At 67.2% G+C, this 23,671-nt stretch carries 17 protein-coding genes and 1 pseudogene; 7 read left to right on the top strand and 11 right to left on the bottom strand.

The window, feature by feature from the left end:
- Nucleotides 1-61 precede the first annotated feature (61 nt).
- The gene (locus HDG32_RS24045) at nucleotides 62-385 is read right to left on the bottom strand and encodes a hypothetical protein (RefSeq protein ID WP_184071222.1); all 324 of its coding nucleotides are present in this window, start codon (nucleotides 383-385) and stop codon (nucleotides 62-64) included.
- 265 nt (nucleotides 386-650) lie between these two features.
- Between HDG32_RS24045 and HDG32_RS24040 the strand changes: the two genes are divergently transcribed.
- From HDG32_RS24040 to HDG32_RS24030, 3 genes are all read left to right on the top strand, one after another.
- A complete protein-coding gene (locus tag HDG32_RS24040) occupies nucleotides 651-1,370 on the top strand; it encodes a YdcF family protein (RefSeq protein ID WP_409340056.1) in 720 nt (239 codons plus the stop codon).
- A 211-nt stretch (nucleotides 1,371-1,581) separates the two neighbouring features.
- Nucleotides 1,582-1,821 (top strand): hypothetical protein, encoded by a 240-nt coding sequence (locus tag HDG32_RS24035; RefSeq protein ID WP_090804113.1) that lies wholly within the window; start codon nucleotides 1,582-1,584, stop codon nucleotides 1,819-1,821.
- A gap of 236 nt (nucleotides 1,822-2,057) precedes the next feature.
- A complete protein-coding gene (locus HDG32_RS24030) occupies nucleotides 2,058-2,315 on the top strand; it encodes a DNA-binding protein (RefSeq protein WP_090804111.1) in 258 nt (85 codons plus the stop codon).
- 80 nt (nucleotides 2,316-2,395) lie between these two features.
- Here HDG32_RS24030 and HDG32_RS24025 read toward each other — a convergent pair.
- A pseudogene (locus HDG32_RS24025) lies at nucleotides 2,396-2,557 on the bottom strand (putative quinol monooxygenase); the annotation flags it as partial.
- A 492-nt stretch (nucleotides 2,558-3,049) separates the two neighbouring features.
- On the opposite strand from HDG32_RS24025, the gene HDG32_RS24020 reads away from it, so the two are divergent.
- Entirely contained in the window at nucleotides 3,050-4,345 is a 1,296-nt protein-coding gene (locus HDG32_RS24020) for an EAL domain-containing protein (RefSeq protein WP_184071331.1), read from the top strand.
- A gap of 12 nt (nucleotides 4,346-4,357) precedes the next feature.
- Here HDG32_RS24020 and arfB read toward each other — a convergent pair whose 3' ends face one another.
- Nucleotides 4,358-4,762: an alternative ribosome rescue aminoacyl-tRNA hydrolase ArfB gene (gene arfB, locus HDG32_RS24015; protein ID WP_184029945.1), complete on the bottom strand. Its 405-nt coding sequence runs from the start codon at nucleotides 4,760-4,762 to the stop codon at nucleotides 4,358-4,360.
- A gap of 177 nt (nucleotides 4,763-4,939) precedes the next feature.
- Here arfB and HDG32_RS24010 point away from each other — a divergent pair, with 177 nt between their 5' ends.
- Nucleotides 4,940-5,581 (top strand): VC0807 family protein, encoded by a 642-nt coding sequence (locus tag HDG32_RS24010; protein ID WP_184029948.1) that lies wholly within the window; start codon nucleotides 4,940-4,942, stop codon nucleotides 5,579-5,581.
- A 55-nt stretch (nucleotides 5,582-5,636) separates the two neighbouring features.
- Here HDG32_RS24010 and HDG32_RS24005 read toward each other — a convergent pair whose 3' ends face one another.
- The 3 genes from HDG32_RS24005 to recC are packed head-to-tail and all read right to left on the bottom strand — an operon-like array spanning nucleotide 5,637 to nucleotide 14,826.
- Nucleotides 5,637-7,727, bottom strand: coding sequence for an AAA family ATPase (locus HDG32_RS24005; protein WP_184071220.1), 2,091 nt, complete (start codon nucleotides 7,725-7,727; stop codon nucleotides 5,637-5,639).
- Nucleotides 7,724-11,437: an exodeoxyribonuclease V subunit beta gene (gene recB, locus HDG32_RS24000; protein ID WP_184071218.1), complete on the bottom strand. Its 3,714-nt coding sequence runs from the start codon at nucleotides 11,435-11,437 to the stop codon at nucleotides 7,724-7,726. The genes HDG32_RS24005 and recB overlap by 4 nt, the downstream gene beginning before the upstream one ends.
- Nucleotides 11,434-14,826, bottom strand: a complete 3,393-nt coding sequence (gene recC, locus HDG32_RS23995) for an exodeoxyribonuclease V subunit gamma (protein WP_184071216.1) — start codon at nucleotides 14,824-14,826, stop codon at nucleotides 11,434-11,436. The genes recB and recC overlap by 4 nt, the downstream gene beginning before the upstream one ends.
- Before the next feature lie 213 nt (nucleotides 14,827-15,039).
- Here recC and HDG32_RS23990 point away from each other — a divergent pair, with 213 nt between their 5' ends.
- Nucleotides 15,040-17,586 carry an FUSC family membrane protein gene (locus tag HDG32_RS23990; RefSeq protein ID WP_184071214.1) on the top strand — a complete coding sequence of 849 codons (2,547 nt, stop codon included), beginning with the start codon at nucleotides 15,040-15,042 and terminating at the stop codon, nucleotides 17,584-17,586.
- A 19-nt stretch (nucleotides 17,587-17,605) separates the two neighbouring features.
- Here HDG32_RS23990 and HDG32_RS23985 read toward each other — a convergent pair whose 3' ends face one another.
- Together HDG32_RS23985 and HDG32_RS23980 are read right to left on the bottom strand one after the other, a co-directional pair.
- Nucleotides 17,606-17,815, bottom strand: a complete 210-nt coding sequence (locus tag HDG32_RS23985) for a hypothetical protein (RefSeq protein ID WP_090804099.1) — start codon at nucleotides 17,813-17,815, stop codon at nucleotides 17,606-17,608.
- 286 nt (nucleotides 17,816-18,101) lie between these two features.
- Nucleotides 18,102-18,587, bottom strand: coding sequence for an Lrp/AsnC family transcriptional regulator (locus HDG32_RS23980; protein WP_184044147.1), 486 nt, complete (start codon nucleotides 18,585-18,587; stop codon nucleotides 18,102-18,104).
- 138 nt (nucleotides 18,588-18,725) lie between these two features.
- Here HDG32_RS23980 and HDG32_RS23975 point away from each other — a divergent pair, with 138 nt between their 5' ends.
- Complete coding sequence (locus HDG32_RS23975) at nucleotides 18,726-19,394, top strand: cysteine dioxygenase family protein (protein WP_184071212.1); 669 nt, start codon at nucleotides 18,726-18,728, stop codon at nucleotides 19,392-19,394.
- Nucleotides 19,395-19,425: 31 nt separating this feature from the next.
- Here the strand turns inward: HDG32_RS23975 and HDG32_RS23970 are convergent, their stop codons facing one another.
- The 3 genes from HDG32_RS23970 to HDG32_RS23960 all read right to left on the bottom strand — a co-directional run bounded on the left by HDG32_RS23970 (nucleotide 19,426) and on the right by HDG32_RS23960 (nucleotide 23,626).
- Nucleotides 19,426-22,230 carry a mechanosensitive ion channel family protein gene (locus HDG32_RS23970; protein WP_184071210.1) on the bottom strand — a complete coding sequence of 935 codons (2,805 nt, stop codon included), beginning with the start codon at nucleotides 22,228-22,230 and terminating at the stop codon, nucleotides 19,426-19,428.
- 118 nt (nucleotides 22,231-22,348) lie between these two features.
- Nucleotides 22,349-22,996, bottom strand: a complete 648-nt coding sequence (locus HDG32_RS23965) for an NAD(P)-dependent oxidoreductase (RefSeq protein ID WP_184071208.1) — start codon at nucleotides 22,994-22,996, stop codon at nucleotides 22,349-22,351.
- A gap of 180 nt (nucleotides 22,997-23,176) precedes the next feature.
- A complete protein-coding gene (locus HDG32_RS23960) occupies nucleotides 23,177-23,626 on the bottom strand; it encodes an Rrf2 family transcriptional regulator (protein WP_184071206.1) in 450 nt (149 codons plus the stop codon).
- Between the last annotated feature and the right edge of the window lie 45 nt (nucleotides 23,627-23,671).

The raw sequence follows: 23,671 nt of genomic DNA, 5'->3' as shown, positions 1-23,671 counted from the left end.
CCGAGGGGGTGACAGGCCCGGGCGGACAGTGACTCAGTTCAGATAAGCGATGAACCTTGAGCTAAGATCTGACTTCGGCTGTCGCGGCGGACTGCGGTTCGGTCGCGCCGAGAACATAATCGTTCATGCGTTGCGCTGTCCATGTGAGCAGACGCTCGTCGTGCTCGAGCCGCGCAAACTCCGCTTTGCCGCGTTCGGTGAGCACCGCGATGTCGACGGGAGCATGAAAGCCTGGCGCCGGTGCGACGGTTCGCTGACGAACGGTGTCCATCAGCCCCAGCGCGCGAAGATATTGGAAGACACCCGGCCTTCTGGCCCAGGGAACCTGACGATATTGCGCTCGCCGCAGCCCTTCAAGTACCGCTTCGTTGGAATACGTGGTCATCTCACTTCTTTCTTAAAGTGCAGCTATGACACATTCATGCCCACGCGTCACTGCGCCACCGGCGACGCGCGTAGCACCCGCTCCTGGTCGGAAGCTCGCCGCCTGTCTGACGGCGGATTTCCGCCAGGTGCTGCCTGGTCTCGTTTTCGGAACCCCCGTCAGAACGGCATGTTAGCGTTCTCTCCATGAACCGACGATGCAACCGCCGCGGCGCGATGGCAGGCCCGTGGATTTGTCCCGAAAGACATACGTTACCCCATTTAAATTGATTCTATTCACTTTATTAGCGCTTTTTTTTGCAGCAATCGTGCTATGGAAACGTGCGCGCCGGCCGCTCATCGTCTGCATGATCGCGCTGTTCTGGCTGCTCGCGGCCGGCTGGCTGACCGCGCCACTGCTCGATCTGGCGCAGCCGCAACGACAGAGCGCCACGGCCGCCACCTTTGCGCCACGCACCGCGATCATCCTGCTCGGCGGCGGCACGGTCTACGACCACGACCACGTGCTGGTGCCACCGCGCGACGTACTCTGGCGCATCGAGGTCAGCGCGCAGAACTACGCGGCCTGCAAGCGCACGGCGAGCACTTGCCGGGTGATCGTCAGCGGCGGCAATCCGCAGCGGCATAGCGCGACCGAAGCCGACACCTACCTGCCCTATCTGCTGCGTCAGCAGGTGGCGCGCTCGGACATCGTGCTCGAGCGAAGCAGCCGCACGACCTATGAGAACGCGCGCAACGTCTCGGTTATTGTCGGTCAATCACATTACGACACGTTGATACTCGTCACCTCCGCGTATCACATGCCGCGTGCGCTGCTCGATTTTCAGCGCTTCGGCGTCGAGCCGCAGCCGCAGATTTCGAGCGCGCGGCGCGCGCGGATCGGCGTGCTGCCGCGCTTCGCCAATCTCGTGGCCGCGGAGATAGCGTTGCATGAGCTAATCGGCCTCGCGCAATTTCACCTGTATCGCGCGATCGGCTGGTTCTGACGAACGATGTAGGCCGCTCCGCTCTCGCACTCGCACTCGCACTCGAGGACGTCGCGGTTTATTCAACCAGCCTCGAGCTATTACAAAACGTAACAAGTGTTGAGCACGGTTACAAAGCCATCGGCTGGAGAAGAGTTTGCTCGATAGAATGCATTGTCTTTCCCACTGGACAGGCAATACTCGGGTCCACCACCATTCTACGGAGGTAACGATGAAGAAAGTGTCCATGGCGATCCTGGTTTCCTTGTGTGCCGCAGCCGGCGCGGCTCACGCGCAGGACAACGGCATCACGACGAGCACCGATCCGGCGAAGGCCGCCGACGTCGAGCAGCGTGCGCAAGATTTGCAAAACCGCGAGCAGTCGATGGGAAGCGCACCGGCCGCGCCGGCCAAGCATCACAAGATGGCTCCGCATCATCCGAAGAAGGGTGCCGACGCGTCGGGCACCTGAACGACTTCGCGGATCTCGCCTCGCGGCCTCGTCGTGAAGGTGAAAAAGCCGAAGCTGGCAGCGCCGGTTTCGGCTTTTTTTTATTTGTGCGACCCGCTCGCTGCTGGCAAGGCACTCCGAGCGCGCACCGGCTTGGCAAGCCGCCGGCGCTCTGCTCTCTGTATGCTAAAGTCGCGCACCGACCGGCGAGCCGCCGGCATCCCCTAACCCGTGCGCACCCTGGTGCGGAGGACAGCATGAGCAACATCCAGCTTGATATCGAATGGACCGAAGCAGCATCTCGCAAGATCGAAAAACTGATGCCGCGTGGCGGTCAGGAAGCGTACCTCGCGCTGCCGCCCGTCGAATGCCTGCCGATGGAAGGCGACGTGCTGTTTCTCGGCCCGGCTGGCAAGCAGGAGCCGTTCATTGTCGCGGAGCGCCAGTATCACCATGACGGCGACGCCGACTGGACCATCATCCTGATTCTCGATGTCCCGCAAGCAACCCACTGATCGCTGACGGCGCGCCGGCGGCCTCAGGGCCGCCCCACCTGTCCAGCGTGTCCGCGCGCCGCTGACGCCCGCGCCCGAATTCAGGCGATCTTCGACACCACGCGAATCTCCGCGTGCTCGATCCAATCCGCGGCCGCCTTCTTATAAGCCTGGATATGCGCGGATTTCGCATGCGCCGCGAGCGCATCCTGGCTTTCCCACCGCTCGATGAACACGAACCGGCGCGGCTCCTGCACGTCGCGCCAGAATCCGCCCGGCAGAGCAGTGCCAAGCTCGCCGCCCGAATGGCCGCATCAGCGCCTACAGCGGCACTAGCATGTGAGCACCGTCGGCCTGGAGTTTGGCGGGCGACCACTGGGCGCCCTGCTACCCTCGGCGTGGTACGGTAACTCATTGCGATTGAGAATCGGTTTCGCGCGTGGCAACCGCGCGGGACGCTCCGGCGCATGACCGCAACGGATTGCCGCACGGCCGTAGGCAGCCGTTTTGCAGACAATTTTCGCGCCCATGCGTTTGTGATAACCCGCACATTGTCGCGCGCTGCAAACTGCTAGACTCATTTTGACCAATTCGCCGGAGTCCAGCGTGGCTGGTACCGCCCTCCGTGTTCGCGGGACGCATTCGTTTCGTTCCGGCGGCGCTTCGGGTGTGCGAGCGCTACGCGCCGAATGGGTTTGCGTGCCCCTTCATTCCCTTGCCGCAACGATCCCATGTCAGCTTTCATGCCCGCTTCTATGCCATCCGTCAGCGAATTGACCGTGAGCGGCCTGCTCCCGCACCTGGTCCGCGGCGAGTCGGGCTGGACCGCGACCTGGCGCGCGTTGACATTGCACAGCGTGTTCCAGCCGGTGCTGTCGGTCACGCATCAGTGCGTGGTCGGCTACGAGGGGCTGTTGCGCGCGTTCGATCCCGTCGGTCTGCCCGTCTCGCCCGAAGTATTGTTCTCGGGCACGCGCTCGGCCGCCGAAGCGCGCGAACTCGATCGCATCGCGCGCTGCCTGCATGTGGCGAACTTCATGGAGCAAGGCATCAGCACCGGGTGGCTGTTTCTGAACACGCGCCCGCAGGTGTTCGAAACCGGCTGGCCGCAGCGCGCTTTCATCGACGAGTTGTCCGCGCATTTCGGGCTGCCGCAGGAGCGCATCGTGATCGAAGTGCTCGAGCAGCCCGCCGACGATGAATCCGCCGTCGCCAGCATGCTCGCCGCCTCGCAGCCGCGCGATTTTCTGATCGCGATCGACGACTTCGGCACCGGCTTCTCGAACTTCGATCGCGTGTGGCGCTTCCGCCCCGACATCGTCAAACTCGACCGCTCGCTCGTCGCGCGCGCGGGCAAGCGCGAGGGCGACGAATCGATGATCAGCCATCTGATCGCGATGCTCCATCAGTCGGGCACGCTCGTGCTCGCCGAAGGCGTCGAAACCGATGAAGAGCTGATGATCCTGATGCAGGCCGACGTCGATTTCGTGCAGGGGTTCTGGTTCGGTCAGCCAAAGAGCAGCGTGCTGGCCGCCTGCACGAAGGTGCCTGCGCTCGTCGCGTCGATCTGGAGCAAGTTCGCCGAATACGAGCGTGCGCACGCCGGCCACCAGCGGCTCGGGTTCGAGGGCTTCGCGGAAGCGGTGCTGGCCGCCGCCGACACCTACAAGGCGACCGGTGACCTCGAACAGGCCGCGCAAAAGATCTGGCATCTGCCCGAAGCGCGCCGCGTGTTCCTCACCGACGGCCTGGGCGAGCAGACCCAGCCTTCGGTGACGGCGGCGTCGGTCCCGCCGCCTCCGAAGCGGCTCGCGCCGCTCTATACGGAGACGCGCAGCAACTGGTCGCGTCGCGCGTATTTCCGGCACGCGCTCGCGGCGCCGGGCCGCGTCGCGATGATGGGGCCGCATTATTCGCTCGCCGATGGTCAGGACTGCTACACCGCGGCGATCGCGTTCGAGCGCGACGGCACGCACGTGCTGTGCGTCGACTTCGTGCCGGAGGCGTCGCCGCCGGATGTGCGCACCGGCAGACGCGGCGCCGGGCGTTAGCGACCCACGCCGCTACTCGTGCACGCGGCCGCGCCCCGACTTGACCTCACTGCGCCTGGTCTTGCTGTCGAGCCGCCGCAGGTTCGACGCGCGGGTCGGCCGCGTCGCGACCCGATGCTTGCGGGTCACGCTGACGCTTTCGATCAGTTCATCGAGCCGCGCGAGCGCCGCCGCGCGGTTCATCTCCTGGGTCCGATGCTCCTGCGCCTTGATGATCACGACGCCGTCGCGCGTGAGCCGGTGGTCGGACAGCGCGAGCAGACGCATCTTCAGCACTTCCGGCAGCGACGAGGCACGCACGTCGAACCGCAGATGGATCGCGCTCGACACCTTGTTGACGTTCTGACCACCCGCCCCCTGCGCGCGCACGGCGGTCAATTCGATTTCGTTGGGCGGGACCGGATAGCGGGATGTCATGGGTGGTCGGGAAGGAAGATGCGTCAGTGTACAAGCGCTCGACGCGAGATGCCCGCGCTCGCGGGAAGGCGGCGGAGCGCCCGGCGGCACCGGCTCGCGAACGCTACGAAAAAAACCATTTGCGTCGGCCCGACCGGTTCATCGATACTGGTTCTTTCGCTTACGGCGTAAATTCATATGAAAATCCGTCCCGGTTTCGTGCTCGAACTGGCCGTCAACTTTCTGCTGCCGTGGCTTGCTTACCGGCTCGCGTTGCCGCGGGTCGGCGAGACCGGCGCGCTGATCGCGTCCGCCGTGCCGCCGCTCGTGTGGAGCGCGATCGAGCTCGCGCGCTTCAGGCGCGTCGATGCGCTCAGCGTGATGGTGGTGGCGGGCATCGTGCTGTCGGTCGCGGCCATGGCGCTCGGGGGCAGTCCGCGCATGCTGCTGTTGCGCGAGTCGCTGGTGTCCGGCGCGGTCGGCGTCGTGTTCCTGCTGTCACTGCCGATGCGTCGTCCTCTGATCTTCTACCTCGCGCGCGCGACGGTCGCGCGCGAAATGGAAGGCGGCGCCGCGCATTTCGAGGCGCTATGGCGCGAGCGCCCCGGTCTCGCCACCGCGATGCGAACCATGACGCTCGTGTGGGGCATCGGGCTGACCGCCGAAACCGCGCTACGCGCGTGGATGGCGCTGACGTGGCCGATCGAACGCTTCCTCGTCGTGTCGCCCTTGATCGGCTACGGCATCTACGCGGGACTCGCGCTGTGGACACTGTGGTATCGCAGGACGATGCGCAGCCGCGTCGAGGCCATCGAGCGGGCGAGCGGGGTTGCCGGTTGAGCGCCGCTCGCACCACAAGTCCGCCACTTCGCTTTTTCTGCCTGCTGCCGCGCGATCAACGCGATGCTTCGGCAATCCGCGCGGCCAGCCCCGAATCACGCTGCGTCGGCGTCGCGATCGCCTGCGCGAGCACGGCCCGCGCGCCGATCACCTCGACGCGTTCGCGCGCGCGAGTAATCGCCGTATACACGAGCTCACGCGACAACACCCGGCTGAACGCCGACGGCAGCACCAGCACCGCTTGCTCGAACTCCGAACCTTGCGACTTGTGGACCGTCAGCGCGAACGCGGTGTCGTGCGGCGGCAGCGCGGCCGGCGACACCGCGCGCACACCGCCGTCGCCGGTGCGGAAGTACACGCGCAGCGCGCCACCCGCGCCCGGCAGCGCAATGCCGATGTCGCCATTGAACAGACCCAGCGCGTAATCGTTGCGCGTCACCATCACCGGACGTCCGGCAAACCACTGCGCGCCGACCGCGAGCGTGACGCCCGCGGCGCGGCGCACCTCAGCCGCCATCGCCGCGTTGACCTGATCGACGCCGCGAGGTCCGAGCCGCGTCGCACAGAGGATGCGGAAGCGGTTGAGTGCGTCGAAGAGCGGCACTGGATCGGGCGTATCGACGGCGAGCGCCCTGGCAAGCGCGTCGGCGTACGGCGCGAAGCCACCGGCAAGTCTCGCGATGGTGCGCTCGGCCAGCGTCGTGTGAGCGTCCTCGTGCAGCGCCGCGGCGCAGACCTCGGTCGGGTCGATCTGCAATACGTCGAGCGCCGCGCTCGGTGAGCCGTTGCGAATCGCGACGGACAAACGGCCGATCGGCGACTCGAGGCCGAACCGGTAGTTGCGCTCGAGCCAGACGACGCAGTCCGCGAGCGGGTTGCGTTCGATCGCAGATCGCTTATCGCGATCTGCCTGCTCGCCAGTCGCCGATGTCACGCCGTCACCGAACAGATCGCCCGACGCGGGTGACTCGAAGGTTTGCGGCGTCTCGGGCGGCGCAAATAAATCGTCTAACGCTGCTTCATCGACTTCACGCAACGCGCGCGGCAAAGCCCGCGCGAGCCGCGCCTCGTCGATGTCGAGCGCCTGCGCGACCCATTGCAATCCGCGCGCGCTCAACGCCGGCCGCGCGCTGAGTTCGGCGAACACCGCGCCGGCTTCGACCGCGGCGAGCTGGTCCTTGTCACCGAGCATCACGAGCCGCGTTTGCGGCCCGATCGCGTCGAGCAGATGCGTGGCCATCGCCACGTCGATCATCGACGCCTCGTCGATCACGACCACGTCATACGGCAACGGATTATCGCGATGATGCCGGAAGCGCCCGCCCGGCCCCGACCCCAGCAATCGATGCAGCGTGTACGAGGTCTGCGGCAAACGCGCGGCGAGTTCGGGCGGCAGGTCGCCCGCGCGCGCGAGCAACGCTTCCTGCATCCGTTGCGCCGCCTTGCCGGTCGGCGCCGCCAGCGCGATGCGCAAATCGGCCCGCGCATCGAGCAGACACGCAAGCACGCCGACCACGGTCGTGGTCTTGCCGGTTCCCGGGCCGCCGCTGACGATCGTCAGCCGCCCTGACAGCGCCATCACGGCCGCGACGCGTTGCCAGTCGACGTCGTCGTCTCGCGGCGGACCGAAGTAGCGCAGCAGGCGTTCGCGCAAAGCGGCGGGGGTGGTGTCCGCGTCGGCCTTCGCGGTGCTCGCCTCGCCCGTCGCATGCGCGACCAGGGCGTGGGCCAGGCGCCGCTCGTAGTCGTAGTAGCGCGCGAGATAGAGACGCCCCTGCGCGTCGATCACGAGCGGGCGCAACGCCGCCGCGCCCGCCGCGTCCGCCGCGCCATCGCTTGCCATGCCGCTCGCGAGCAGCGCCGCGCGCACTTCGGCGCTCGACGCGTCGAAGCAGCGCGCGAGCGTCGCGAGCGGCACGCACACGTGCCCTTCGGCGGTCGCGCGGCTCGCGGCGAACGCGCCGCGCGCCGCCCACTTCACCACCTCGGTCGAGGCGCCACCGCGCCGCGCGAGCACGCCGATACGGCGCGCGAACCCTTCGGCGAGCGCGATGCTGAAATCGGCCGGTGCGGGCAGGTTGACGCCGATGTCTTCGAGCCCGAGCGGCGCGGCCGCGCGCTCATCAAGCGTGCCGGGCGTGCTCATGCGCCACCTCCGATCATCGCCGCGTCGAGCAGCGCCACCAGTTCGAACGGCGCACGCCGCCTGTGCACACCGGCGGCACCGTCGACATCGCGCCAGTCGGGCCGCACGCCGCGCACGAACAGATACAGATAGCCGCCGATATGCGTGTCGTATGCATAGTCGCGCACGCGCGTCTTCAGATAGCGATGCAGCGCGACCGTATAAAGCAGCGCCTGCAGGTGGTACGCGTGACTCGTCATCGCCGCTTCGAGCGGCGCGGCCGCGTAGTCGGCGGCGGTGTCGCCGAGATGGTTCGACTTCCAGTCGACGATCCAGAAGCGGCCGTCGTGCTCGACGATCATGTCGATAAATCCTTTGACGAACCCGCGCAGCACGCCGGGCTCCAGCGCGACGTCGGGATAGCCGTATTCGATCAGCAGCTCGCGCAGCGCCCGAAAATCCAGCGATGGGGCCGCGAACAGAAACTCGAGTTCGTTCAGGCGCCGACGCGGATCGAGCCGCGCGAGCGTCATGCCCGGCACGAGTTCGGTCGAGACGACGTCGGCGATCAGCCGATGCATCATCGCGGGCAAGCGCGCGGCGAGCTCGGGCGCGGCCGGCGCCGGACGCTCGCGCAGCGCGCCGCGGATCGCGTCGGGCCAGGTGCGCGCCTCGGTAAAATCGGCGAGTTCGAACATCCGATGCAGGCAATCGCCGGCCGCCGCGCCGCGCGGGAACCCGAGGATGTCGTCGTCGGCATGCGCCGGGGCGCTCGCCGCGGCGAGCGGCGTGAGCAGCGGCGCGGAGGGCAGCGCATCGGCGATTTCATCGTGGTCGGGCCGCACGTCTTCCTGCGGCGCGTGCGCATCCCCGCTCCTGCCGCCGGCCGCGATCAGCCCGCTGAAACTTGCCATGCGCCACTGATCGCGCAACGGCCGCCGATTCGCGCGCGCGTGCAGATGCGCGCCCTGATCCCGCAGACTTTCGAGCGGTACGCGGCGCGTCACTTCGGGCAGCCCCCGCAACGTGACCGGTCCGCCCGCGAGCGCCTGCCAGCTCGCCGCGAGCGCGGCCTCGTCGGGCGCCTCGGCGAGCCAGGCGTCGAACGTGTGGCCGCTGCCGCCGACGAGCCAGTTCAGCACGCTGCGCCGCGACTCCTTCGTCGAGCGCGACGACAGATACGTGCCCGCGACCAGGTAGCAGCGATACACCGCGCGCGTGAGCGCCACATAGACGAGCCGCGCGCGTTCCGCCGCCTGCTCGCGCACCGCGTAACGCGAGGCGCGCTCGGCTTCCTCTTCGTCGCAACCGTAGTGCAGCACCGCGTCGCCGCTGTCGTCGTGATACTCGCGCGCATCGGGCAAGCCCGACGAGGGCGGCTCGCGCAAGCCGCCATCGTTCAGGAACGGACAGAACACGACCGCGTATTCGAGTCCCTTCGATTTATGGACCGTGACGATCTGCACGAGATTGCGATCCGACTCGAGCCGCAGTTGGGCCTCGTCACCGCCGCCCTGCTCGCGCTGCGCGGCGAGCCAGCGCAAGGTCGGCGCGATGCCGGGCTGGGTGGCCGCGCGCGCCTGCACGAGCTCGGCGAGATGGTTCACGTTGGTCAGCCGACGCTCACCGTCGACACCCGCGACGAGCCGCTGCGCGACGCGCAGCTCGCGCACCAGCGTGCGCCACATCACCGCGAAGCCGCGTTCGTGCCACAGCATCCGGTAGCGCGAAAAACGCTCGACCCAGCCCATCGCGTCGGCGGCGTCGAGCGCCGGCGCGGGTTCGTCAACGGCCGCGGGCGCATCGGCGAGCTGCGTGAGACGCCACAGCGCGGCGGCATCGAGCCCGAGCCAGTCGGTGGCGAGCGCGGCGCGCAGGCGACGCAGATCGCCGGGCGTGTCGATGGCGGCCAGCACGCGCTCGATCTGCTCGGCGTCGAGCGTCGCGAACACCGACGCCTGCGCAAGCTCCACGCTGCCGACGCCCCACGCCGCGAGCACGCGTTTGACGAGGCTGCCCTGCTTGTGCGTCTGCACGAGCACGGCGATATCGCCCGGTGCGAGCGGCTTGTCGCCGATCGTCACGACACCTTCGCGCGCCCCTCGCAACAGCCGCACGATCTCGGCCGCGCACGCTTCGCTCGCGGCGCGCTGCGCGCTGCGTTTGTCCAGCGGCGTTGCGCCGCGCGGCAACGTCCAGATGCGGAAATCGCCGCCGCTCGCGTCGGGATCGGTAAACGGCGCGCGGCGCCGCTCGCCCGCACGCACTGGCTGATAGTCGAGCCCGTCGAGCACGAACGCCTGGCGGTTCGCTTCGAAGATCCGGTTGCACGCCTCGACGATCGGTGCGGTCGAACGCTGGTTGACCGCGAGCGTGTAGCACGCGGACGCCGACTCGCGCGCCGCGAGATACGTATGCAGATCCGCCGCGCGAAAACTGTAGATCGCCTGCTTCGGATCGCCGACGAGGAACAGCGGTCCCGCCGGCGCGAAGATGCGGCTGAAGATCGCGAATTGCAGCGGATCGGTGTCCTGGAACTCGTCGATCAGCGCGGCCGGATAGCGGCTACGCAATGCATCGGCGAGCCAGCCATGCCCGGCCAGTGCGCGATACAGATTCGCGAGCAGATCGTCGAACGATACAACGCGACGCGTGCGCTTGCGCGCCACCAACTCGGCCGGCGCGTAGTCGAGCCATGTCTGCACCAGCGCGAGCCAGCGCGCGCGCTGCGCGGCCTCGGCGGCGACCACGGCCGCGGCCAGCGCGTCGGCATGCTCGAAGAACGGATGTGCGGGCGGCTCGAACTTGACCTTGGTTGCCTTCTTCAACGCCGACGCCGTCAGCTTCAGCGCGGCGCGCGGCGGCGGCGCATGGCAATCGCCCTGCGCGAAGTAGTCGGTCCACGCGGCGATCGCGGCGCTCACGTGATCGGGCTTGTGCGTGGTCTTGCTCAGGCGCTCCTGTGCCTCGGCCAGTAGCGCGACGATCGCGTCGCGTTCGGCCCGCCAGATCGCGCACGCGACATCGAAGCCGGCCTGCGGATCGGCGCTTGCGCCGTCCGCGCCGACGCTGCCCCAGCGCAATTGCGCGAGCGGCTTTTTCAGGCGCCGGGCCAGCTGCTCGTCGAGCGACGCGGGACCGGCGCGCTTGGCCACCAGCCACGCGGCGAACGCCGGATGCGCATGCGCGACCGGCTCGACCTGCTCGCGCCAGAAATCGGCGGCGAGTTCGAAACGCAGTGCCGCGTCGTCGGCTTCCATCTCGAACGCGAATGGCATCGCGGCCGCGAACGGCGCTTCCTGCAAGGCGCGCTGACAGAACGCGTGGATCGTGTGGATCGCGGCCTGATCGAACGTACGCAGCGCGCGGCGCACGACCTTCAACGCGGCCTCGCGCTCGATACCGCGCTCCGGCGCGAGCGTCGTTTCGAACAGCCGGCGGATGAACGGATCGTCGCCGTCGTCGTCCATCTCGATCGCGCGATGCAGTTCCGCGAGACGGCCGCGTATGCGCTCGTGCAGCTCCGCGGTCGCGGCCTTCGTGAACGTGACGACGAGAATCTGATCCGCGTTCAGGTTCTTTTCCAGCAGCAGCCGCACGTACAGCGCGCAGATGTTCCACGTCTTGCCGGTGCCCGCCGACGCTTCGATCTGGTTCACGCCGTCGAGCGGACATGCGAACACGTCGAGTTCGTCGGCGGCGAGGCTTTGATGGCGCAGCGCGTCGCTCATGAGGCGCTCCGCAAATGCTGGATCAGTGGCTTGAAAACGATCGCGGCGAGGCTGCCGAACGGCTCGTCGAGCGTGAGCGGTGTGCCGCGCAGCGCGATGCGCAACGCGGGGTCGTCGGATTCGCCGCGCACGCGGTCGTTGACCCATACGCCTTGCGCCGCCGATTCGCTTTCGCTGAGCCGCGCCCATGCGCTTTTCGGGAAGAAGCGCAGCGGCAGCCGGCGGCCGGCATTGAAGAGCGCAGCCAACGGCGCGAGTTCGTCGAGCGGAGCCGCGACGGGCGCGAGCTCGAAGCTCTCGCCGCTGCCGTGCCACACGGTGCGGCGCGGGCCGTCCGGCTGCGCCGCGCAATAGACCAGATGCGCGAGCCACGCGGACAGATAGTCTCGCGCGCTGGCTTTGGCATAACGAAAGATCACTTGTCCCGTTCCGGTCAGCAGGTTCAACGTGCCGCGCAAATGCAGCGGCGTTTCGGCGGACTCGAGCAACAGCGCGTCGTAGTCGCCAAACAGGGAGACGGCGCCGTCGGTGCCATCGCCGCCTTGCGGCCAGCGCGGCGAGACGTCGAGCACGAACGGCAAACGCTCGACGCCCGCGGCCACTTCGCGCCGCACGCTTTGCGCCAACTGCCGCAGCGCGGACAGCTCGCGCGCGCGCCACACCGCGCCGGTCGCGCCGCCGGGCAACTCGGGGCTCGCCTCGGCGACGCGCTGCACGCGGCTATAGATCACCTCGTCGTCGGTGCCGGCGTCTAGCAGGACCGGCAGCAGGCGCTCGGCGAGTGCGTCGCGGCCCGCATAGTCGAGATCGAACGGCTCGGTGTCGAGCAACTCGCCCTGCGCATCCGACAACGCGATACCGAGCCGGTCGCGCAGCAGTGCGCGCGCCGGATGACGCCAGAAGCGCACGAAGTCGTCGAACTCCACCTCGTGCATGTCTTCCGGCGGCAGCGGTTGATCGAAGAACAGCGTGGCGGCGGCATGCTGCGGTTCGGCAAGCAGCGTGGCCAGTTCGGCGCGATCGGCGTCGTAGGTGAACAGGTCGGGCTTCGCCGCGAAGTAGTCCGACGCGAACGCCTGCAACGGATGCTCGACGATGAACTCGCGCCGCGCACTGTCGACCTCGGCCGGACTCGCGTCCTCGCCCGCCGACACCTGCGCGAGATGATCGAGCAGTTCGTCGACGAGCGCGGCCGGCGGCAGCGGCGCGTTATCGCGAATGCTGCGGCCCGTGTAGGCGATGAAGAGCCGCTCGCGCGCGGCGAGCAGCAGATCGAGGAACAGATTGCGCTCGTCGTCGCGGCGCTGACGGTCGCCGGCCTTGCCAAACGCGGCCATCAGATCGAATTCGTCGGCACGCGCGAGCGACGGCAGCACGCCGTCGTCCATGCCGAGCAGGCAGACCACGCGGAACGGCAAACCGCGCAAGCTCGTCAGCGAAGAAAACGTCACGCTGCCCCACGGCACGCCGCCGCGTGCGGGGTCGTCGAGCGCTTCGGTGAGCGCGGTGCGCACCACCGACGCCGGCAGCAGCACATCATGCGCGCCGGCCTGCATCGCGGCGCTCATCGCATCGAGCGCGTCGCGCACGGCCGCGAGCGAATCGGCGAACTCGACGCCGCCGTCGAAGCACTGCCCGAGCGTTTCGAGCAGCAGTTGCGACCAGTCGGACGGCGTGCGCTCGATCGCGCAGCTCGCCGCGAAGCTGTCGATGTCGTCGACGAAACGCGACAGACGACCGAGCAGTTCAGCATCCGAACCGCCCGCGCCTTCGACCGGCAGCCACGCATCGACCGGTTCGCCGCCTGCCGGCATCGCGTAGCCGAGGTACAGGCGCGTCAGCGCATCGGCGAACGTATGACGCGCGACCGGCACGTGTTCAGCCAACGGTTCGAGCGGCGCGAGCCCGCGCCGCGCGCCGGCGGCCGCGAGCCATTCCTGCGCGGCTTCGAGCGAATTCGCATCGATGCCGTAGCGCACCGCGACCGCATCGACGCGCAGCCATTCGATCAGATCCGGCGCGCCGACGCTGCGCTCGGGCAGCGCGAGCCAGTCGAGCAACAGACGCGCGACCGGATTGGCCTGCGACGGCGGCAGGCCGGTAATGCGGTACGGAATGCGGCGCGTGTCGCCGGCAGGCGTGGTGCCGAACACCGCATCGATCAGCGAACCGGCCGCCGCGAGATCGGACACCGCGACCAGCACGTCGGACGGCTGCAGATCGTCGAATTCGTCGAACCAGCCGAGCAGGCGATCGTGCAGCACTTCGAGCTGCCGGGACAGGCTATGACAGACGTGCACCTCGATACCGCGCTCGATAGGCAACTCGTCGGCATCGGCCTCATTGCGCAAAGCGAGGATGCCGTTCTGCACGGCGGCGAGCCAGCTCGGCTCCGGGTTTTCGGTGAAGTCGCCGGTCTCGGCCGATGCGGCGCTTTCGGTCAGCTCGTGCAGCATATGCAGCTGCGCCTGAGTCTGGCGGCCCCATTCGGCGAGCAGCGGATGACCGACTTCCTGATAGTCGAGCTGCCCCGCCGCGTCGAGTGCCTGCACGCGCCCTTCGCTGACCACGTCGAACCAGAACTCGCGGCACGGGTTCATCACGTACAGACGCACGTCGATCCAGCGCGACAGCGCGCGCAGCAACGCGATATGCAGCGGCGGCATGGTCGGCAGCGCGAACACGCTGACCGCCTCGGGCCATCGCGCGTTCGAGATCGCCTCGAGATCGAGCGCCGCGATTTCATCGAGGAACCGATACGCGGGCGGCAGCGCGGCCGCGGATGTTTGCGCATGACCGCCGGCTTGCGCGAGCTCGGCGAGCACCGCGCGCCACAGCGCCGCCTGCCAGCGCTCGTCCTCGCGCGCCGTGTCGCTCGCGCCGGTCAGACGCGGACCGGTGTCGTCAGCCGCGCCGCTCGCGAAGATCGAGCCGCCCTTGTGCCATTGCAGCAGCCATTCGGGGCGATAAGTCAGATAGTGATCGAGCACGGTCGCGACGCGACGCGCGAGTTCGTAGCGCATCGACGCGTCGGCCGCATCGAGATAGGTGCGCAGACGCGGCGACGCGTTCCACGGCAGCGCTTCGTCTGAGTCGTCGAGCAGCCGGTAGCAGCGCCACACGAGCCGGTCCGGCGCGAACGGCGAATGCTTCGGCACCTCGATCACGCCGCCGATCTGCGCCCACAGCCATTGCGCGAGATAACCAAAGTTAACGTTCGCGCAGATGCCCTGGCGCGCGGCGATATCGAGCTCGAGCCGCCGGCGCACGGCCGCGCTCGGCACGATCACGGGCCGCGCGGTCCACGGATCGGACGGCGCTTGCGCGAGGTCGCCGAGCAGCGCGCCCACCAGCGTTTCGTAGCGGTTCGAGTAGAAGAGCTGAAGCATGGATTCCGGATCACATTTGGCACGCTGATGGCCCGCGAGCGATGCGCGCGAGCCACGGCGGACATTGAAGCGACAGCATAACAAACCCATCCCCAAGGCATAACCTCGCCGAATGGACGAGGTCAGAACGCGCGCAAAATCAGTTAGACTCGACGGCAGTTTCGCGCTGTCTTTCCAACTGCGGTTTTCTCGGTGAATGGATTCAGGTAGTCGATGCGCTATTCGGTCGAAATAAGAAAATTCCTTTATAGCCAGTATTTTTATGGCGGCCTGCGCATCGCGGTCGGCGTGTCGTTACCGGCCATCCTGTGCCTGATCGTGTTTCACAATCGTGACCTCGGCTTCACGATCGCGACCGGCGCGCTCGGCGCCTGCGTCGTCGACATGCCGGGCCCGCTCAAGTACAAGCACAACGAGATGCTGGCCTGCTCGGTGATCGGCTTTCTGTCCGCGCTCGCCACCGGCCTCGCCACCGTCAATCCGATCGCGCTGTGGTGCACGGTCGTGCCGCTCACGTTCGTGCTGTCGCTGATCGTCGTGTACGGCAATCGCTGGCCGCAGATCAGCTTCGCGACGCTGTTCATGATGATCATGACGCTGGAGGAACACTTCACGCCGCTGCAGGCGCTCGTCAACGCGTCGTGGATCCTGCTCGGCGGCCTCTGGTACACGTACTGGTCGACCTTCGTGAGCCGCTGGATGATGCATCGGATCGAGCAGCAGGCGCTCGCCGAAAGCGTGTTCGCGTGCGCGGACTATCTGCTCGCGCGCGCCGCCTTCTACGATCTCGACAACGATCTCGACGAGTGCTATCGCAACCTCGTCGACAAGCAGATCTCCGCGGTCGATCGCCAGGACGCCGCGCGCGACATGGTGCTGCGCAATCTGCCCAGGTTGAAGCGCGGCAAGCTCGAACCACGCCGCGCGATGCTCTACAACCTGTTCATCAATAGCGTCGATCTGCACGAGCTGTTCGTCGGCGCGCAAACCGATTACACGCTCGTGCGCAGCACGTTCGGCGGCTCCGATCTGCTGGTGTTCTATCGCGATCTGATCCGCAAGGCGGCCGAAGATCTTGAGGAGATCGGCCTCGCGGTGCTGCAGAACCAGGCGCCGCGCATGCGCGTGAACGTGAAGGCGGAATTGCGCGCGATCGAGTATGAAATCGAACTGATGCGCAAGCAGGAGCTGCCGACGCAGAACCCGGAGGCGTATTCGGCCGTGTCGTCGAATTTCCGCCGCATCTGGAGCGCCACGCGGCTGATCGACAAGATGCGCCGAAGCCTTGCCACCGGGCCGAGCCCGACCGAAACCGAACTGCGCATCGACCAGGCGCTGAGCCGTTTCGTGTCGAGCCGGCGCGTGCCGTTCGGGCAGATCCTGTCGAATCTGACAATGGCCTCGCCGAGCTTTCGACACGCGTTGCGCGTGACGATCGCGGTCGCCGTGGGCTTCTGGCTCGGCCGCCTGCTGCCGCTCACGAACGCGTACTGGATCGTGATGACCACCGTGATCATTCTGAAGCCCGGCTACTCGCTGACCAAGCAGCGCAATGGGCAGCGGATCATCGGCACGCTGATCGGCTGCGCGGCGAGCATCACGCTGATCATCTTCGTGAAGGAGCCGCACATCCTGATGGTCGTGCTGTTCGCGTCGATGGTGATGAGCTACAGCCTGCTGCTGTTCAACTACACGGCGAGCGTCGTGTTCACGTCATCGTATGTGCTGCTGCTGTTCCATCTGCTCGCGCCGGGCAGCATGCGCATCATCGGCGAGCGCGCGATCGACACCGTAGTCGGCTGCGCGATCGCGATCGCGGCAAGCCACCTGTTCCCGTACTGGGAGTACCGCTTGATGGGCAAGCTCGTCAACAACATGATCAGCGCGACGCGGCAGTATCTCGAAGCGAGCTGGTGGTGGAGCGGCAAACCGGCCGCGGCGGTGATCGCGGCCGTGACCGAAGCGGGCGCGCGCGCGCCGGCGGCGGCGATGGCGGATCCGGCGATCGGCTTTGGCGGCCCGGCGCTCGCCGTCGCAGGCTCCGGCTCCGGTGCCGGTGCCGGTGCCGGTGCCGGTGCCGAAGTGGCGGGTGGCGTCGGTGCGCGCGGCGCTGGGCGCGCCGGCGTGGCACAGCCGGTCGCCGACGCCAATGCCGAGGCGAACGCGGACGAGGCCAGCCATGACACCACCACGATCCGCAACGCGACCGCGCGGCCGGCAAGCGGTGCATCGGTCGCCGCTGCCGCCGCGGCGACCGCGCTCGACCGCGATTACCGTTATCGGCTCGCGCGCAAGAACGTTCACGTTGCGTTCGCGAATCTCGGTCAGGCGTTCCAGCGGATGATGCTCGAACCGAAGTCCGCGCAGAAGTTCGTGCCGGAGTTGAACGGTCTGCTGGTGCGCAGCCATGTGCTCGCGTCGCAGATCACGGCCGCCGCGCCGCTGTTGCGCACTTCCGCGCAACAGCAGCACCAGGTCGAGGATATCTCGCTACAGCCGCTGCAGCGCGCTTTGAGCCTCGTGCGCGACAACCTGAGCGCCGCCGAAGCCGGCACCGCGTTGCCCGCCGAGCAGGGCGAGCAGATCAAACTGATGAGTCGCGAGCTCGATGCGATGGTCGTCGAAACGGAGAAATCGCCGGACTATACGGCCGATGCCGTGCATGACACGAAGCTGCTCGCGCATCAATGCAAGCAGATGCTCGCGGCGTCCGCGCAGATTCGCAAAGACGCGAGCATGATCCGGCTACCGGAGGAGTGAAGCAGGAAGCGCGCGGGCGTTATTGCGCGGCGCCGCTCGCCGGTTTCATCGCGGTGGCCGCCGCGGCAGCCTGCGAAGCAACCGGCGGCACCTGCGTGGGCTGGCTGTCGAACTCGTGCTTTTCGCGGATCGCGTTATAGAACAGCGTGGCAATCACCAGCAGGATCGCCACCACGATAAAGACGGAGATGCCAAAGGTCGGATTCTTCTTGCGCGGCGGTCTGGTCATGAAGCGGGCTCGATTCGCGACGCAGTCGCGGATGGGTCGGAGAAGGCGGCATTCTACGCCCCGTGGGCTTGCACGCGGCTTGCAGCCGGGGGAGCAGTACGGATGCGCTGTGGCGCGTTTACTGTCGAGGCAGCAAGCGGCGCTCCTGACGGCACCCGGTCTGCCTCGTGTCGCTGCTGGTGATTTTGGTCTGTGCTGTCCCGTCGCCTTAAATGCATCGACCACGTCGCCATCGTAGCGAACCCGTGTTCCGTTCGTTCGTCACCGCCCCATCGCATGTCGCGCGTCAGCCGTTATTTGTGACAGTCACAACCGGCCGCACCGGCAATGCCGTCGAATACTTGATCTGCTCCATCGCAAAGCTCGAACTCACGTCGTACAGCGGCACGGCCGTGATCAACTGTTTGTAGATCCGGTCGTAGTCGTCGATATCGGAGACCACCACGCGCAGCAGATAGTCGGTCTCGCCGCTCATCCGGTAGACCTCGACCACTTCGGGAATATCGCGCACCGCCTGCGTAAATGCGGCGGCCCATGTCTCCGTGTGCTGATTCGTCCGCACCGCCACGAACACCGTGGTTCCGACCCCGAGCTTGCGCGCGTCGCACAGCGCCACCTGCGCGCGAATCACGCCCGCCTCCTTCAGGCGCTGCAGCCGCTTCCAGCAAGGCGTCTGGGACAGGTTCACGCGCTGCGCGAGTTCGGCGATCGGCATCGTCGCGTCTGCCTGCAGCAATTCGAGCAGCTTCCGATCGATGATATCCATACTCATACCACCACCCCTCATAGGAAATTATTCTACTTTTCTGACGGTCGAGGGAATTATATGGAAACTCTTTCTCCGGGAAAACCGGTATAAATATCGATACCGAAAATTGCCGAACAGCAGCGCCCGCGCTGCAATAAAACCATGAGCGACGACCTTCGCGCCACCGCTTTCGAGCACCTTCCCGACTACCTGAAGTCGCTGCCGGACCCGGCCCGACTTGAAGCGGCCGCGTTACCGACACAAACGCTGGGCGAGATCGGGCGCACACCGCTCGAGCGCCTGTGCGACACGCTCGACGCAATGTTCGAAGCCTGCGCGAAATTTCCGGAGCCGTCCCATTCGACGTTCTTCGCGCGCACCATGCGGCTCGCGCTCGCCGAGGCGGCCGCCGACCCGGCTCTGCTCGCACCGATGCAACGCGAAGGTTCCGCCGACACCTATCGGCGCCATCTGCTCATCGCCGATCCGCAAGGCCGCTATGCGATTGCCGCGCTGGTCTGGCAGCCCGGCCAGGCGAGCCCCGTGCACGCGCATCACACCTGGTGCGGTTACGGGGTGGTCGAGGGCAAGCTGAGCGAAACGGTCTTCGAATGGGACGACGCGCATCAATGCGCGAGCGCGCTGCGCGCTCAGACGCGCAAACGCGGCGCAGTGTCGTTCGTGCGCGGCGGCCGTGCTGCGATTCATCGGCTTGGCAACAGCAGTGATGCGCCGGCGGTGTCGCTGCATATCTATGGCGTCGAAGGCGCGCGCATCGGCACACACGTGAACGACATCGTGCGCATGGCCGACGCGGCGGAGATGGTTTGACGGTTGCACGGCCCCCAAACACACCCCCGCCTCAATTCTTCCCACCCACATCACCCGCCGTCGGAATCTGCGGCGGAATCGGCGCGGTCTGTCCGGTCGTCGGCGGCGCCGGACGCGGTTCGTGCGACACGTCACGGGCGGGCGCAAGCGGCACCTGTGTCGACGCGCGCGCCGACGGGCCAACGACGCCCACCTCATACTCAGCTTCGCGCGGATACTCGTGCGCCGCTTCGCGGTCTCTTTCGCGAGTGGGTTCATGCGCCCTTTGATGGGTTTTGCCGCGCTCGCCGTCCCGCGCCGGCTGCTGCGCCTCGCCATGCGCATGCCGGCTGTCATCGGCACCGGCATTCACAGGCGCGACGAACCCGGTTATCTCATCGTCGCGCAGCGGCTCGCCCTCGCGATCCTTCGACGATGTGTACACCCGCATATGCGCGACCGGAATCTCGATGCCGGCCTCGTCCATCTTGCGCTTGAGCCGCAAATTGAACGCGCGCGCGACGCTCCATTGCTGCAGCGGCCGCGTCTTGATCTGCCCTTTGACGACCATCCAGTTCGGATCGAAGCGGTCGAGGCCCCACACCTCGATCGGCCCGAGCATCTCGCGCCGGTAGCGGAAGTCGGCCATCAGCTCCGCGCCGACTTCGCGAATCAGCTGCGTGATCTCGTCGACATCGGTCGAGAACGACATGCGCACCTCGAACACCGCGTACGCGAAATCGCGCGACAGGTTCTTCACGATCTTGATCTGCGAGAACGGAATCGCGTGGATCGCGCCCTGCCCGTCGCGCAGCCGCACGGTGCGGATCGACAGATGCTCGACCGTGCCCGCATGCCCGCCATCGACGTCGATCCAGTCGCCGACCGAGATCGTGTCCTCGATGATGATGAAGAGGCCGGTGATCAGGTCGGTCACCAGCGACTGCGCGCCGAAACCGATCGCCAGACCGATCACGCCCGCGCCCGCGAGCAGCGGCGTCACGTTGATGCCGAGGTTCGCGGCGGTGACGATCGCACCGATCGTCATGATCGTGACGAGCAACACGTTGCGCACCAGCGGCAACATCGTGCGGGCGCGCATGCTCGGGCTGCGCGCCTTGTTGCGCGGGCTGCCCGGATTGAGCGTCTCGGTGATCGCGGTGTCGACCAGAATCCACAGCAGCCACGCGATGAACACGGTGGCGACGATCGCCGTCATCGCATGCGCGATGCCGCGCGCCGCCACGTTCCTCTCGATCATCGCGGCCAGCGACACGCCCCACAGACGCGCCGCGGATTCGAAGAAAAACAGCCAGATGAACAATGTCAGCAACGTGCCGCAAAAGCGCAGCAGCCGCGTCAGATACGGCGAGCGGCGCCGCGCGCGGGCGCTGCGCGGCCGCGTCATGCGCAGCACGATCGCCGACAGGAAGAACGCCAGCACCAGCAGCAGCGCGGTGACGATCGAGATCTGCAGCACGTTTTCGCTGGAGCCGGCGCCGCCGAGCGTCGCGACCACCGACGCGGCCGAGAGCACCAGCACCGGCACGTGCCACAGCGCGGCGAGCACCTCGAACGCATCGGTCGCGGCCTTGTGGTCGTTGCGCTGTTCGTACGGCCGGTTGCGGATCAGATGCGCGACCGGCCGGCGAAACGCGAGCGCGAAATAGCCGGTCAGCACGGCGGCCGTCATGTTGGCCGCGGTCGAAATCAGCGCGGCGAGGTTGGTGCCGAGCTGATGCTCGACGTCGTAATTGACGGCTGCGTCGCCGAGCGCGCCGCACACGCCGATCACGAACAGCACGCGGCGCGCGTGATCGATCAGCAGGCGCACCGCGACGCGGCGGTGGCCCGAGCCGAACAGCGAAAACATGATCAGACAGATCGCGGAAAACACCGCGCCCGCGACGATCGCATACGCGACCACCATGCCGAGCGTGCGGCCGAGCGAATCGGGCATCGCGCGCATGAACAGCAGCGCCGCGATGAACGCGATGATCCACGGACCGACGCGGCGCAACGCGAAGATCAGCAGCTCGCGCGTGGTGGGATTGGGCCGCAGCACCAGCTCGACACCGAAGCGCCGGTGCAGCCGTTGCTGCAGATAGATCAGCGCGCCGGCACAGGCGCCCCAGCCGGCCAGCATCCCCAGCATCGCCAACAGGATCGTGCCGACACCCTCGTGTCCCTGGCCCGAGACGATCGTGTACAGCTCGTTGCCGGCCGCGGTCACGCGCCCGCTCCAGTAGCGCACCGGCGTGCGGCCCTGATGCACGTCGGATTCAAACGACGCGATACCCGAGGCGATCGCGCCGAGCAGGCCCGGGCTAGGTTGCGCGGACGCGGGCGCAGGTGGCCCGACGGTTTGCGCGGCGCTTTGCGACACGTCGCGCAGCTTTTTCAGCTGGGCAACGAGCGCGCTGCGCTGGCGGTCGTTGTCGAGCGTGGCGATCACGCTGTCGAGCGAGCGCGCCAGCTCCGCCTGGCTCGCGGGCGACGGCGCCGACGCCGCCTCGGGCGCGGACGCCCCCGATGCCGCGGACGCCGGCGTCGCGTTCACCGTCGCGCTGTTGATCAGGCTCTGCAATGCCGGGATCACCGGTGTGCCGCCGCCGACCGCGGGGCCCGCGGCTTGCGCCATGCGCGGCAGCGCGCCAAGGCACAGAATCAGCGCGGCGCACAGCAGCGCGGCAAACCAACCGACGGCATCTGTGCTCGCGCGCGGGCGGGCGTCGCCGCTGGCCGTGTCGCGAGCGGTGTGAGCGGAGGAGAGATGGGGGGCGCTGAGAATCGCCGGCTGCTGCCCGCCGCCAGACGGCGCAGCCTCGGACTCACGCCGCGACGGGCATGACTGCATGGCAATCCGTGAGAAAACGGCAGACGCCAGTGTAGCCGCAGTTTCGCCCGGCGCGGCCGAACATGCGTAACCGAATGTTAGTACGCTTGCGCGGCCGGCGAATTCGGACCGCCGCTCGTCAGTACGCGACCGTCGCGATCTGGCGGATGAAGCGGCCCTGCTCCAGTTCGTCGACGAACGCGATCGCGTAGTCTTCGGCCGAAATGCGGCTGTTGCCGTCCGCGTCCGCAATCAGCGTGTTCGCGCCCGTGCGGAACTTGCCGGTGCGCTCGCCCGGCGCGATCAGCGCGGCTGGCGCGAAGAACGTCCAGTCGAGATCGGTCACGCCGCGGTAGTACTCGAAGGCGTCGCGGTGCGCGAGTGCAATACCCTTGTACGCGTCCGGAAAGCCGTCGGTATCGACCAGTTGTTTGCCCGGTGCGACTTCGAGCGAGCCCGCGCCGCCTACCACGACGACGCGCTTCAGCCCCGCCGCGCGCACCCCCTCGACCAGCGCGCGTGTCGCTTGCGTCAGCGTGGCGAGATCGCCCTGCGGCGGCGCATACGCGCTTGCGACCACGTCGTGACCGCGCACCGCCGCGCCGACGCTCGCGGCGTCGAGCAGATCGGCCTGCGCCGCATGCAGATTCGCGACGCCGGTCGGCACGCGCGCCGGATCGCGCACCAGCGCCGTCACCTGATGCCCGCGACGCGCGGCTTCCGCGGCAATCCGCGAACCGATCATGCCAGTCGCGCCAAACAGGGCGATCTTCAGTTGCTTGCTCATATCAGCGTACTCCTCAGGTTGTCTTATATGTAACTTTTATAGTTACATATAACGAGAAAAAAAGCGGGGCGCTCACCCCGTTCCTTTGTTTGGCACGCGTGCCGGAATAGTTCGACCCGCGCCCTACGACACTGCGCTTCTATCGTTCACCGCCGACGAGTCTTGCGCGCGAAGACACGCTCAAGCACGGCGCTTGCGCTCGCGCTGCTTCTCCGAGCGGACCACGTCGGCGGTCGCGTCGGCGAGCGTGCGCGCGGCCAGCGTCGCTTCCATTGCCTGCTGCGCTTCGTCGATGATCCCGCTCAGCACGCTCTGGATATTGCGCCCCACCATGCACGCTGGATTTGGCTCCTCGCGATGCAACGCGAACAACTGTGCGTCTTCCACCGCGCGATAGACGTCGAGCAACGTGATCCGTTCCGGCCGCCGCGCAAGCAACGCGCCGCCACCGGCGCCCATCTGCGAGGCGGTGATGCCGGCGTCGGAGAGCATGCTCAGAAGCCGGCGAATGAGCGCGGGATTGGTGTTCACGCTGCCCGCGATCATCTCCGACGACAACGGCACGCCGCCCTGTAGCGACAACAGCGCGAGCACATGCACGGCAAAGGCAAACCGGCTACTCGTGTTCACGGCAGATCCGTCCCGAAACGACAATGTGTATCCATCGTAATTACA

It is taken from the genome of Paraburkholderia sp. CI2 (assembly GCF_014201055.1).
Lineage (GTDB): Bacteria > Pseudomonadota > Gammaproteobacteria > Burkholderiales > Burkholderiaceae > Paraburkholderia > Paraburkholderia tuberum.
The sequence above is the reverse complement of the archived record's forward strand: the minus strand, read 5'-3'. Positions and strand labels throughout refer to the sequence as shown.